The sequence below is a fragment of the Kribbella swartbergensis genome (assembly GCF_054784135.1).
On record NZ_BAAGPM010000022.1, the window covers coordinates 168,046 to 180,109 of the forward strand.

At 68.9% G+C, this 12,064-nt stretch carries 10 protein-coding genes; 5 read left to right on the forward strand and 5 right to left on the reverse strand.

The window, feature by feature from the left end:
* Positions 1 to 52: 52 nt before the first annotated feature.
* Positions 53 to 1,840 carry an AMP-dependent synthetase/ligase gene (locus tag ACYVOK_RS19435; protein WP_460663878.1) on the forward strand — a complete coding sequence of 596 codons (1,788 nt, stop codon included), beginning with the start codon at positions 53 to 55 and terminating at the stop codon, positions 1,838 to 1,840.
* A 15-nt stretch (positions 1,841 to 1,855) separates the two neighbouring features.
* Here the strand turns inward: ACYVOK_RS19435 and ACYVOK_RS19440 are convergent, their stop codons facing one another.
* On the reverse strand, positions 1,856 to 2,506 hold the full coding sequence (locus tag ACYVOK_RS19440) for a hypothetical protein (RefSeq protein WP_460663879.1): 651 nt from the start codon (positions 2,504 to 2,506) through the stop codon (positions 1,856 to 1,858).
* Between the two features lie 85 nt (positions 2,507 to 2,591).
* On the opposite strand from ACYVOK_RS19440, the gene ACYVOK_RS19445 reads away from it, so the two are divergent.
* Positions 2,592 to 3,734, forward strand: coding sequence for a hypothetical protein (locus ACYVOK_RS19445; protein ID WP_460663880.1), 1,143 nt, complete (start codon positions 2,592 to 2,594; stop codon positions 3,732 to 3,734).
* 27 nt (positions 3,735 to 3,761) lie between these two features.
* On the opposite strand, the gene ACYVOK_RS19450 is transcribed toward ACYVOK_RS19445, so the two are convergent.
* From ACYVOK_RS19450 to ACYVOK_RS19460, 3 genes are all read right to left on the reverse strand, one after another.
* On the reverse strand, positions 3,762 to 4,718 hold the full coding sequence (locus ACYVOK_RS19450; protein ID WP_460663881.1) for an alpha/beta fold hydrolase: 957 nt from the start codon (positions 4,716 to 4,718) through the stop codon (positions 3,762 to 3,764).
* Between the two features lie 89 nt (positions 4,719 to 4,807).
* The gene (locus ACYVOK_RS19455; protein ID WP_460663882.1) at positions 4,808 to 6,844 is read right to left on the reverse strand and encodes an AAA family ATPase; all 2,037 of its coding nucleotides are present in this window, start codon (positions 6,842 to 6,844) and stop codon (positions 4,808 to 4,810) included.
* A gap of 31 nt (positions 6,845 to 6,875) precedes the next feature.
* Entirely contained in the window at positions 6,876 to 8,075 is a 1,200-nt protein-coding gene (locus ACYVOK_RS19460; protein ID WP_460663883.1) for an MFS transporter, read from the reverse strand.
* Between the two features lie 66 nt (positions 8,076 to 8,141).
* Here ACYVOK_RS19460 and ACYVOK_RS19465 point away from each other — a divergent pair, with 66 nt between their 5' ends.
* From ACYVOK_RS19465 to ACYVOK_RS19475, 3 genes are read left to right on the forward strand one after another with little or no spacing between them, the layout of a single operon-like run.
* A complete protein-coding gene (locus ACYVOK_RS19465) occupies positions 8,142 to 9,149 on the forward strand; it encodes a DUF5937 family protein (protein WP_460663884.1) in 1,008 nt (335 codons plus the stop codon).
* The gene (locus tag ACYVOK_RS19470) at positions 9,146 to 9,793 is read left to right on the forward strand and encodes a hypothetical protein (protein WP_460663885.1); all 648 of its coding nucleotides are present in this window, start codon (positions 9,146 to 9,148) and stop codon (positions 9,791 to 9,793) included. Before ACYVOK_RS19465 ends, ACYVOK_RS19470 begins: the two co-directional genes overlap by 4 nt.
* Positions 9,794 to 9,839: 46 nt before the next feature.
* The gene (locus tag ACYVOK_RS19475; protein ID WP_460663886.1) at positions 9,840 to 10,808 is read left to right on the forward strand and encodes an EamA family transporter; all 969 of its coding nucleotides are present in this window, start codon (positions 9,840 to 9,842) and stop codon (positions 10,806 to 10,808) included.
* A 52-nt stretch (positions 10,809 to 10,860) separates the two neighbouring features.
* Here the strand turns inward: ACYVOK_RS19475 and ACYVOK_RS19480 are convergent, their stop codons facing one another.
* Entirely contained in the window at positions 10,861 to 12,036 is a 1,176-nt protein-coding gene (locus tag ACYVOK_RS19480; protein WP_460663887.1) for an alanine--tRNA ligase-related protein, read from the reverse strand.
* Positions 12,037 to 12,064 lie beyond the last annotated feature (28 nt).

The following is a 12,064-nucleotide window of genomic DNA, read 5'->3' on the forward strand; positions in this document are numbered from 1 at the left end:
GTAGCGTGCGCCGGAAGTCGACAATTCGTGACCGACTGAGGAGACGACGCGGATGCGTGAGTACACCGTTCCTGCTGTGACCGAGCCACCCACCGGGAGCCTGAGCGACCCCGTCTGGGCGAACGCGTCGTCCCATCCTGACACCGCCGTGTTCAGTCGCCGGGTGGAAGGCGGCTGGCTGGACGTGTCCGCGGCCGAGTTCGCGCGCCAGGTGACCGCAGTCGCCAAGGGCCTGATCGCGGCCGGCGTGAAGCACGGCGACCGGGTCGCCCTGCTCAGCGCCACCCGGTACGAGTGGACGCTGGTCGACTACGCGATCTGGAGCATCGGCGCGGTCACCGTCCCCATCTACGAGACCTCCTCGGCGTCGCAGATCCAGTGGATCCTGGCCGACTCCGAGGCCGTCGCCGCGGTCGTCGAGAACGCCGCGCACGCGGCCGTCGTCGGGTCCGCCCGCGCGGAGACGCCGAAACTGCGGGAGGTCTGGCAGATCGAGGCCGGTGCAGTCGAGGAACTCACGGTGCTCGGCCAGGAGATCACCGATGCCGAGTTCGACAAGCGCCGTACGGCGGTCACGCCGGACGACCTCGCGACCCTGATCTACACCTCCGGTACGACGGGCCGCCCGAAGGGCTGCAAGATCTCGCACAGCAACTTCATGGACGAGCTGAACCCGGCCGTGAAGGTGCTCGACGACCTGTTCGACGTGACCGGCGCCAGCACGCTGCTGTTCCTGCCGCTGGCGCACGTGTTCGCCCGGATCATCCAGGTCGGCTGCGTGATGATGCGGGTCAAGGTCGGCCACAGCGCGGACGTGAAGAACCTGGTCGAGGACCTCGGCGCGTTCAAGCCGACCTTCATCCTGAGCGTGCCGCGGGTGTTCGAGAAGGTGTTCAACTCGGCCAGCCAGAAGGCGCACTCCGAGGGCAAGGGCAAGATCTTCGACGCCGCCGCGGACACCGCGATCGCGTACTCGCAGGCGCTGGACAAGGGCGGCCCGTCGTTCGGTCTGAAGGCCAAGCACGCGCTGTTCGACCGGCTCGTCTACGGCAAGCTGCGCGCCGTCCTCGGCGGCCAGGTCCAGTACGCCGTCTCCGGCGGCGCACCACTCGGCGACCGGCTCGGCCACTTCTTCCGCGGCATCGGCGTACCCGTGCTGGAGGGATACGGCCTGACCGAGACCACCGCCGCGCTGTCGGTGAACCTGCCCGACGACATCCGCATCGGCACCGTCGGCCGGCCGCTTCCTGGTGTGACGGTCGGTGTCGCGGACGACGGCGAGCTGTGCTTCAAGGGCGGCCAGGTGATGCAGGGCTACTGGAAGAACGACGAGGCGACGGCGGCCGCGATCGACGCCGACGGCTGGTTCCACACCGGCGACCTGGGCGAGGTCGACGTCGACGGCTTCATCCGGATCACCGGCCGGAAGAAGGAGATCCTGGTGACCGCCGGCGGCAAGAACGTCGCGCCGACGGTGCTCGAGGACCAGATCCGGCTGCACCCGCTGGTCAGCCAGTGCATGGTCGTCGGCGACGGCAAGCCGTTCATCGCGGCCCTCGTCACGCTCGACGCCGAGAACGTCGTGCCCTGGGCGACTCAACGCGGCAAGCCCACCGACGTGGCGTCCCTGACCGACGACGAGGACCTGATCGCCGAGATCCAGAAGGCGGTCGACGAGGCGAACAACTCCGTCTCCAAGGCCGAGGGCATCAAGAAGTTCACCATCCTCCCCACCGACTGGACCCAGGAGTCCGGCGAACTCTCCCTCAAACTCTCCCTCCGCCGCCACGTCGTCATGAAAAAACACGAAGCCGACGTCGAAGCCCTCTACGTGAAGTAGCAGGCCCCGAACTCCCTACAGCAGGCCGAGGGCATCGGCGTACACGCACAGGGCCAACGCCATGGCGGCGCCGAAGAGCGCGCTTCCGGCTGTCAGAAAGTTGCCGAGCTGCCGGAGGCGGTGGTCCCGGAACGCGACGAAATCGGCCTCTCCGACGGGCGCGAGCTTCGGCCGGAGAGCAGCCGCGAACACAGCCGCCGCCAACAGGAACAGCACGGGTGGGAGGACTGACAGCACGCCGCTGAAGGACCTCGACAGTTCTGAGGTGCCGAGGTACTTCAGTACGGCGAAGTACACCGCCACGGCACCCGAACTGGTCGTCAGCATCGTCTTGCCGAAGTCCAGACCGATGGTGCGGGACGCCGTAACCCATTCGGCGTACTCCTCGGCATCGCGGTCACCGGACACCGGCGAGGGGTCGGCCGGTTTGATGCCGTCCCCTTCCTCGGCCCGATCGCCCTGTCCAGGCAGGACGACCCGCTCGAACTGCTCGTTGTTCGGTACGACGATCGTCGTCTCGATCGGCATTCCGGTGACCGGGCACAGGACCGCGATCGTCACCTGATCGGATCCGCCACCGAAGACCAACGGCTTGCGCTGCAGCACGACGGCATAGTCGTGCGGCGCCTGGGAGCAATGCGGACACGGATCCACGCGGTGACTCATCAGTCGCCGCTGCCCACCCACAGCGAGATCGTGCCACACTGAACGCAGGCTGTCAGCGCTTCGGATGCGCAGGGGGTGGGGCCCGATGACCGACGGTTCGAGGTCGGAAATCCTGTTCGGTGGCGCGAGCGAAGCCGCCGGCGCCGGCATGGACCGGTCAGGACGCGAGACGGAGGCCGGCGGTGCCTCGTGGTGGCAGATCCTCTCGGCGGCCTTCGACCAACTGGTGGAGGATCCGGCGCAACGCGAGCTGTACGGCGATCCGGCGAAGGGTGCCACGCTCGCACAGTCCTGGCGCACGACCCAGTTGTTCGGCGTACCAGCGCCCGTCTGTCTGCTGGCGTTCGGCCAGGACCGGATCGAGGCGGCCGGGATCAGCACGCTGACACAGGTGCCGAGGAGCGACCTCGTTCCGCTGGTCCGCACCGCGCTGAACCACCGGGCCCGCAGTTCCGTTCAGCTGTTCGTCTTCGACGGCCGCAGCGGTCACAGCGTCACCGCGCTGTCCGCCGACACCGACGGCATCACCTTCCACGACCCCTGGCCGGGCGATTCGTTGTTGTCCAAGGCCTACAACGCCGCAGGCGTCGATGCGCGACGGCACGGCGACCTGTGGCACATCACGAGCAGCGATCTCGAGCGCGTCCTGGTCGCCGCCTTCATCCCCCCGGGAATCTGGGCCGCGATGTCGGGCCGGCCCGCCGTACCGACGCTCGGTGAGCTCCGCGCGTCCGACCTCTGGTCGTTCTTCAACCTTCGGGAGGCCGCACGCGACGATTCGGACCCGACCTATGTCCCGGTCACCCTCCAGCCCGGCGGGTTCTCCGAGCACATCGGCATGCGATTGTTCTGCTACGAAGACGAGGTGATCAGTTCCGCCGAGCTGGCCCTGCGGCAGTCCTGGGTCATCGGTCCGCCGATGGGCATCAACCCGTTCGCCACCGACGTCGCCGCCAGCTGGCTCAGCGCCCTGGTACCGGCGACCGACAGCGCGCAGATGGCGCCGCTGATCGAGGAACTTCGTTCCCTTCGGCTCGACGAGAGCCTGAAGGCGAAGACACAGGACCCGGTCTGGAACGCCGGGGAGACCGGCCGGCTGATCGCCGCCTATCTGGGCCTGACCGATCAATCCTTCGCAACCGCGGGTGCCCTCAGCTTTCTCGTCGTCGAGACGTCCGGGGACAAGGAAGAGATACCCTGGACCCGCTTGAGCCTTCGCCTCGGCTGAGCCTGCGCGTCGAGGTGACCCGGCCGGTCAGAGCCGCTGGAGGAAGGTGTTGATCGCGGCGGCGACGGCCGATGGGTCCTGGAGCCAGGGCAGGTGGCCGGTGCCGGCTGGGACGAGGGTCGCGTGGGGTAGCGCGTCGGCGACCCGGTTTCCGCGGTCGAGACCGGCGACGAAGTCGTCCGGACCCCAGACGAGCAGGACCGGTTGGCGGATTTCGGCCAGTTCGTCGGCGGACAGCCACAGGCGGCGGTCGGCGAACCGGCCCGGCCACTCGACGAAGCGCTGGATCATGTGGGCCGCGCCGCACTCGGCGTTCGGCAAGCGCAGTCCTTCGGTGAAGGCCTCGACCATGGTTGCGCTCAGCAACGCCGGCGGATCGCCCATCATCCGGAAGAACCGCCGCGTCGAGCGTGGTGACGGCGGATCGACGCGCTGGATCAGCCGCGCCATCCACGGAACCGACAAGGGCCCGAAGATCCGTGGCACCCGTGGACTCAGGAGACCGGGCGGCGCGCCGAGGGCCGCGACCGCTCGTACCCTCGTCGGCAGGTCCGCGGCCGCCCACAGTGCCCACAGACCGCCGAGCGAGTTGCCGGCCAGCACCGCCTGCTCGAGCCCGAGAGCATCCAGCAGCCGGTCGACGAACGAGACCGCATGCGCTCGCAGGTCGGTCACGCCCGCGTAGTCGAACGGATCCGACAGTCCGTGCCCAGGACGATCGACGAGATACGCCTGTACGCCGTTCAGCCGGGCGACCAGCGGGAGCCACACGGCCGAGGTTGCGGGCGTTCCGTGCAGGAAGACCACCGGCGTGCCTGCGCCTGTCTTGGCGACGAAGACCCGTCCGGCCGGTCCGCCGTCGACGAAGGACGCCTTCACCGCGACGCCGTACTCCTGAAGAACCTCGTCGTACCGCCGGCCGTAGACGTCGTACGCGGGATCGCCGGACCACGCCCGGCTGGTCGTTGGGTTGTGGTGGTGCATCGGGCTCCGCCTTTCTGAGGTCTGTGCTCAGACGGAGCGTGCGGCGGATCCGGTCTCACCGGCCAGGTCATTCCCGGCTCGATCGAGGTTCAGTGTTCGAGTTCCTGGTGCCACAGGTCCGCGATCACGCGTTCGACACCGCGGCTGAGATGCCGCTTGTACGTGCTCAGCGGAAGGTCGAGCAGTTCGGCGGCGCGTTCCTGGGTAGGGGCCGGGCGGAGGTAGGTGCGGTCGAGGACGCGGTACAGCTTGTGGTCGCGTTCGTCGTCCGCGAGCCGTTCGACAGTACGCCGTACCAGCGCGGCCAACTGTTCCGTCGCGTCACCGTCCTGGGCTCGCTCCAGGACGAGGGCGGACCGCACCAGCGGATTGCGCGCCAAGGCGTCGGGACGACGCAGGTCACGCAGCGCGGCTCGGACGCCCTGCGCGAAATCCGCCTGGGACAGCAGGACCGGTTCCGCTCGGGCCGGCTGGTGACTTGGTCCCGGGTCGCCCGCAAGGTCCCGGTCGAACATGACCTGGAGCCAGTCGTCCAGCCGAAGCCGGTGGAAGTCCCGGACGAACAGGCCGTAGCTCCGCCCACCGACCTCGAAATCGGCTCCGACGGCCCGCGGAATCTCGTAGAAGGTGAGGAACTCCTCGCGCCGCTCCGGCTGATGGAAGGTCAGGTACGCGGCCGCGAGCCGCGGCGTGCCGAGCCAGTGCTGGATCGACAGCACCGGGCCGAGGTTCACCGTCGGCGACGCGTCCTGGTACGCCTCCCGGTCGACCGCGAACCGCAGCTGAGTGACGACCTCGTCCGCTCGGCGACGGATCGCGGATTCGGCATGGCGTAGCGCGGCGACGGCACCGCGGTCGACCGATACGTCCGTATCGGTGGCCCGAGTCAGGTCGATCTCGACCAGAACGCCCCGGAGCCCGCCGGTGTGATCGCGCACGACCTGGAAAGCCTCCGGCTGCTGCCGCCACCAGTGCTCCGCGATCGCGGCCGACTCCCCGCCCTCCCAGCGACCGATCAGTTCGAGGATCCCCGGAAGGTCGCCCGGCCGGGCCGCGTCGGGGTAATGCCGGCCGAAGCTGTCCCAGTCCACCCAGCCGCGTCCGATGCCCTGGTGGCGGTGCATGTACTTCGCGTCGTACAGGAACCGTTGTTGCTGCCGGCCCGTACTGGTGCGGAGCCGGCCGAGGACATGGGCCTGGATACGGCGGAAGGTCCAGTCGTAGGCTTCGGGGTCGCGCCAGCGCAGGTCCGCGATCAGCGCCTCGCGCGCCAGCTCGTGCGGAGCCAGCCCGTCCGGTCCGGACTCGATGAACGACAGGCCTCGCAGCCAGGTGAACAGGTCACGTGCGTCCTCGACGCCGAGACCGTCCCGCAGCAAGGCCTCGTTCGTCGTCCGCGCCAGCGCGCAGATCTCGAGAGCGGCCCGTTGCGAACCAGTCGGTACGACGTCCACGAAGCTGCTGAGCAACGTCGCCACCAGGTCGGGTGTCAGCGGGTCCTCGACCGCCTCGCCGCCGGATGCGACCAGGTCGGCCAGCAGCGACAGCCCGAGCGGGTGCCCGTGGCTGATGTCGATGCTGCGATCGTGCGATTCGTCGGGCACTCCCCTGGCCTGCAAGTACTGCCGGCACTCGTCCCGGTCGAGATTCCGCAGTGGAACCACCTGCAGCAGTTCGCTCCACCCCGGATCCGCGAGCCACTCCGCACCCGGTGGTTCACGCCCGGCCAAGACGGTGAGTACGTCGGCCGGGAGCCCGGGAAGGAAGTCGGTGCGGAACCAGTCGTCCAGCACGGCAAGCTCTTCGAAGGTGTCTACAAGCAACACCGCTGCACCGGCGACGTCTCCCGCGACATCACGCACGGCAGCCGGTGTCGGCTCCACAGACCGCCCGTCGATCCGCACCACCTTCACCCCGAGGTCCGTGGCCAGGTCGCCGTACATCCGCAGCAGACTGCTCTTGCCGATGCCTCCCGGACCATGGACGTACAGGACCCGAATCGGCTGTCGGCCACCGGTCAGCGCGTCCCTCAACACGTCCAGCTCGGCCCGCCGCCCGACGAACCTCCGCCGGCGTCGCTCCGCCAGCAACTCACCCACGGTCCCAGCCGATTCCCCCTCGACCATGACCTCACGATAAGCCCACCCGCGGCCTGAGCTAATGCCTGAGAACGGGCTCGATTGGCTCCGTGGTGAGTGCCCGACGGGCAATCAGCAGCGTGACCGTCGTACCGAGGATGCCGGAGAACGCGATGGTGAGGTTCGGCTCGACGAAGGTGCCGATCAGGCCGGCGAGCGCGATGCTGACACCCTGGATCGCCATCAGACCGCTGGTCTGGACGGTGAAGAGGCGGCCTCGGTACGCCGGGTCCACGACGGCCAGGATCATCGGGTCGATGGCCTGGTTGAAGGCGTACCCGGCACCCGCGATCGCCAGCAGGACCGCGGCCGCCGCGACCGAAGGCGTTGCCAGGAAGGCGATCGCGGGGACCTGACTGGCGATCAGGAGTGGGACGACGAGCCGTCGCCGCGCGGAAGGGGTGAACCGCGCGGCGACGAGCTCGCCGAGTACGGTGCCGGCCGCATAGCCGGTGAACAGAGCGCCGGCGGACGCCGCGGCGGCGCCGGTCTGGACGGCGTACGCGACAGCCAGACCGTCCGGGACCGAGGAGAAAGCGGGCGCGACCCAGGTCAGCACGATCAGGGTGCGAAGCCGTTTGGTGGTGAACAGGTAGCGGAGACCGGTCAACGAGTCGCTGACTGTACTGCGTACTCGCTGCCCGGGCGGCGTGTACGGCGTTCCGACACCGATGACGACGGCGGACACCACGAAGGTGAGCACGTCGAGCGCGAGGAGCCAGGTCGCACCGATCGCGGCCACGGCGATCGATCCCAGCGCGAAGCCGGTGAGCACGCTCACCTGGCTGATTGCCCGGAGCAACGACCGGCCGATCGGGAAGAGGTCGGCCGGGAGCAGGTGCGCGAGGCCGGCGGCACGGGCGCCGGCGAAGACCGGCGCGATGATGCCGGTCAGGAGGAGAAGCCCGAGCAAGGCGCCGACCGGCAGGTCCGGGATCAGCATGGCGGCGACACAGAGTGCGCTGAGCAGGTCGCACACCACCAGAACCCGGCGGGCCGGGAAGCGGTCGGCGATCGACGACAGCGCGATCCCGCCGAGCGCGAAGGGCAGGAACGAGCACACCAGGACGAGGGCCGACAGGAGCGGTGAACCCGTCCGCTCGAACACGAGGATGGACAACGCGACCTGGGCCGCGATCGTGCCGAGCATCGAGACGGTGTGGGCGACGAAGATGCTCCGCATGCCCGGAAGGCGCAGGAGAGCTCGGTAGTTCCGCACCCGTTGAGGATGTCCGCCCGACCAGGGTCGGCGTAGACTTTTGGTTATGGCCGAAAGTTCCGGACGATGACCGTTCTCCGGTTCACGCAGGGCGACGCGCTGCGGTGCCGGTTCGGGGCCTCGCCGTTGTGGGAGACGATGTCGGCGGTCCGGGTACTGCACGGCGTGCGGCACCGGCCGCTCTACGCCCCCTGGGCAGCAGCCAAGGCGGAAGCGGCGGCTCAGCTGGACTTGACCGGTCTGAAGGCGGTGCAGCCTCGTGTCGGCTTCACTCCGGACTTCCTGACACCACCACCCAAGGCCTCGCGGGCGAAGTTCGCGACGGAGATCGCCCGGGTCCGGAGTACGCCGCTGGAGCGGGTGCGCACCGAGCTGATCCGGTGCCGCGACGAGCTGAACAATCCCGGTGCGGCTGTCATCGACCGGATGCTCGAGGATCCGGCCGGTGCCCGGGAGCGGCTCGCCGACGAGATCGAGAGCGCGTGGACGACGCTGATCCAGCCCGACTGGCCGCTGATAAGCCGCGTCCTCGAGGACGACATCGCCTACCGCGGGCAGCAGTTCACCGACGGCGGCCTGGCGGCACTGTTCGACGACCTGCACCCGACGCTGACCTGGGAGGACGACCGCCTCGTCGCCACCCGTTACCGGGAGCCGGACCGCGAGCTCACCGGACAGGGGATCCTCCTGGTCCCCGGAGTCTTCGCCTGGCCGCACCTCGTCATGGTCGTCGACCCGAGCTACCAGCCGACCGTCGTCTATCCGGCCCGCGGTGCCGCGCGGCTCTGGTCGGACGCCCCCGCTCCCCCGGATCCACTCGCCCGTCTACTCGGCCGGACCCGCGCGACTCTCCTGGTCGCGTTGGACCCACCGGCGACGACCAGTGCGCTCGCTGAGCAGTACGGCCTGGCCCTGGCGACGGTCGCCGAGCATCTCTCGGCGCTGTACGCCGCCGGGTTGGCGGCCCGGCGTCGTACGGGTCATCAGGTGCATTACCGCCGTACCGAAGTTGGACAAGCGGTCGTCGATGCCTCCGTCGGACAGGAGTGCGACCGGGTCAGAATGCAGTGGTGAACAGCACACGTCACACGCGGCGGTGGCCGGCCTCGCTCGCAGTGGTCGCCGTACTGATCCTCCAACTGGTCGTGCCGACGGAGATCGTCGCGTTCCCGCGGTGGATCATGCCGGCCCTCGGCGCGGCGCTGCTGCTGCCGCTGGTGTGGGCCAACCCGTTCCACCTTCGCCGGGACGAGCCCTGGCTGCGGTCGGTCGAGTTGGTGCTGCTCGGCGTCCTCGTGCTGGTGAACGCGCTCTACCTGGGCGGGCTGATCTTCTACCTGGGTTCCGGTGACACGACCGGGGGGACGGTGCTGGTCAAGGCCGCGTTGCTGATCTGGGTGACGAACGTCGTCGCGTTCGCGCTCTGGTACTGGGAGGTGGATCGGGGCGGACCGTTCGCCCGGGCGCCGGAGCACGAGCGGGATGCGGAGCGACCGGATCTGCTGTTCCCGCAGATGACGGTCGACCTACCGGGATGGGAACGCTGGCTCCCCGGGTTCACCGACTATCTGTTCGTCTCGTTCACCGCCGCGACCGCGTTCAGCCCGACCGACACGATGCCGCTGAGCGCGCGGGTGAAGACGCTGATGGGCATCCAGTCGGCCGTTTCGCTGCTCACCATCGCGGTGGTCGCGGCCCGCGCGGTGAACGTCCTCTGAGACAGACTCTCGACAGCCCTGTAATGGGCGTGAGAGTGTTATGCCCATGTACAGCACGAAGTCGGTGGGGCTCGGTTTCGCCGTGTTCTCGGCGGTCACGTTCGGTGGTTCGGGGCCGTTCGCGAAGGCGCTGATCGGGGCCGGATTCACCCCGCAGCAGGCCGCCTGGCTGCGGATCCTGGGCGCCGCGGCGCTGCTCGTCCCGCTCGTGCTGATCTTCCGCGGAGCCAGCGGCCTGCGCGCCGCCCGGTCGTCGTGGCGAGCGCTGACGATGTACGGGCTGACCGGGATCGCCGGCTGTCAGACGCTGTTCTTCATCGCGGCCAGCCGGTTGCCGGTCGGCGTCGCGCTGATGCTCGAGTTCACCGGGCCGGTGCTGGTGGTCGCCTGGCTCAAGTTCGGGCAGAAGATCGCCGTCCCCCGGTCGGCGGCCGTCGGGGTGGCGATCGCGCTGGTCGGGCTGGCGACGGTGGTGGAGATCTGGTCCGGGCTCAAGCTGGACGTGATCGGCCTGATCGCCGGACTCGGTGCGGCCGCGTGCCAGGCGACGTACTTCATCCTGATCGACAAGCTGACCGGTGCCGCGGACCCGCTGGTGATGACCGCGGCCGGGAGTGTCGTCGGCGCGGTGGTGCTGACCGCGATCTCCGCGCCGTGGGGTGTCCCGTGGCGCGCGCTGGTCGAGACGGTCGCGATCGGCGATCGTTCCGCCCCCGGCTGGGTGCTGGCCGGCTGGCTGATCCTCGTCAGCACGGTGGTGGCCTATCTCGCCGGCGCCGCGGCGGTGCAGCGGCTGTCGGCCGCGGTGGGTGGCGCGGTCGCGTACGTCGAGGTCGTTGCCGCCAGCATCTTCGCCTGGATCCTGCTGAACGAGACGCTGCGGACCAACCAGATCCTCGGCGGCGTGATCGTCCTGGCCGGTGCCTTCGTGGCGCAGTTCTCGGTCGGCAAGGTCGCCCCGCCGGAGATCCCCGACTCCGACACGCCGCGCACCCTGGACCCCGCCGGCGTCTGAGATCCGGCGCTGTGACAGCGCCGGACCCCAGCGCTCCTGAGGACGGCCTCGGCTAAAGGGAGGGCTGCAGGAGGGAGTCGACCAACTCCCGTGGCAGCCCGTGGGTCTCATGCAGGTACTCGTAGTCGCTGTCCTCGAGGGACTTGTGGAACCGTTCGTGGCTGAGCACCTTGCGCCCGCGGTCGAGCAGGTTGCTGAACCGGATCTCCTCGTCGATCAGGATCCGGCGGACCAGCGTGACCAGTTCACCCTGGTGGAAGTGGTTCAGCGTGTGGTCGAACAGCTCCATCGGCAGGTCGGACAGCGTCCGCGAGTCGTCGTCGCGCCACAGGATCGTCAGCACCCGGCGGAGCAGCCGGCGCAGCACGTAACCGCGGCCGGTGTTCGACGGGTGCACCCCGTCACCGACGATCACGATGCTGGACCGCAGGTGATCGATGACGATCCGCTGCGACTCCTCGTCCAGCCGCCACAGCCGCGGGACGATCCGCATCCACGGCTCGAACAGCGACGTCTCGTACACCGAGTCCTTGCCCTCCAGCAGCATCGTCAGCCGCTCGAGACCGAGGCCGGTGTCGATGTTCTGCTGCTGGAGTGGTTCGAGCGATCCGTCGTCGAGCCGGCGGTACCGCATCATCACGTGGTTCCACACCTCGACCCAGCGCTTGTCCGTGCTCGGCGAACCCTCCGGATCACCGTCGCCGGTCCAGACGAAGATCTCCGAGTCGGGTCCGCACGGACCGGTCGGGCCGTTCGACCACCAGTTGTCCTCGGTGGTCAGCTCGATCGGCAGGCCAAGCTCCTGCCAGGTCCGCAGCGACTCCTGGTCCATCGGGACCTGACCGTCACCGCCGAACACGGTCACGTACAGCCGACCGGGGTCGATGCCGAAGCCCTGGGTCATCAACTCGTAGCCCCAGCGCAGGGTCTGGCTGCTGCCGTAGTCGCCGAGCGACCACGAGCCGAGCATCTCGAACACGGTCAGATGGGTCGGATCCCCCACCTCGTCGAGGTCGGTGGTTCGCAGGCATCGCTGGATGCCCACGAGTCTGCGCCCCAGCGGATGGGGCTCTCCTTCCAGGTACGGCGTCAGCGGATGCATCCCCGAGGTCGTGAAGAGCACCGGATCACCGAGTCGCGGGATGAGCGTGGACCCGGTGGTCGGAACGTGGCCGCGGTCGAGGAAAAAGTCGATGAAGGTCCTGCTGATGGTTCCGTTGGTGTTCATGGCTCTGGTCCTGTCTGTCATGGACCGG

Excerpts from the sequence above, each read along its gene's own strand:
- ACYVOK_RS19465 (WP_460663884.1), top strand. The coding sequence starts at position 8,142 with ATGACCGTTCTCCGGTTCACGCAGGGCGACGCGCTGCGGTGCCGGTTC.
- ACYVOK_RS19440 (WP_460663879.1), bottom strand. The coding sequence starts at position 2,506 with ATGAGTCACCGCGTGGATCCGTGTCCGCATTGCTCCCAGGCGCCGCAC.
- ACYVOK_RS19455 (WP_460663882.1), bottom strand. The coding sequence starts at position 6,844 with ATGGTCGAGGGGGAATCGGCTGGGACCGTGGGTGAGTTGCTGGCGGAG.
- ACYVOK_RS19450 (WP_460663881.1), bottom strand. The coding sequence starts at position 4,718 with ATGCACCACCACAACCCAACGACCAGCCGGGCGTGGTCCGGCGATCCC.
- ACYVOK_RS19475 (WP_460663886.1), top strand. The coding sequence starts at position 9,840 with ATGTACAGCACGAAGTCGGTGGGGCTCGGTTTCGCCGTGTTCTCGGCG.
- ACYVOK_RS19445 (WP_460663880.1), top strand. The coding sequence starts at position 2,592 with ATGACCGACGGTTCGAGGTCGGAAATCCTGTTCGGTGGCGCGAGCGAA.
- ACYVOK_RS19435 (WP_460663878.1), top strand. The coding sequence starts at position 53 with ATGCGTGAGTACACCGTTCCTGCTGTGACCGAGCCACCCACCGGGAGC.
- ACYVOK_RS19480 (WP_460663887.1), bottom strand. The coding sequence starts at position 12,036 with ATGAACACCAACGGAACCATCAGCAGGACCTTCATCGACTTTTTCCTC.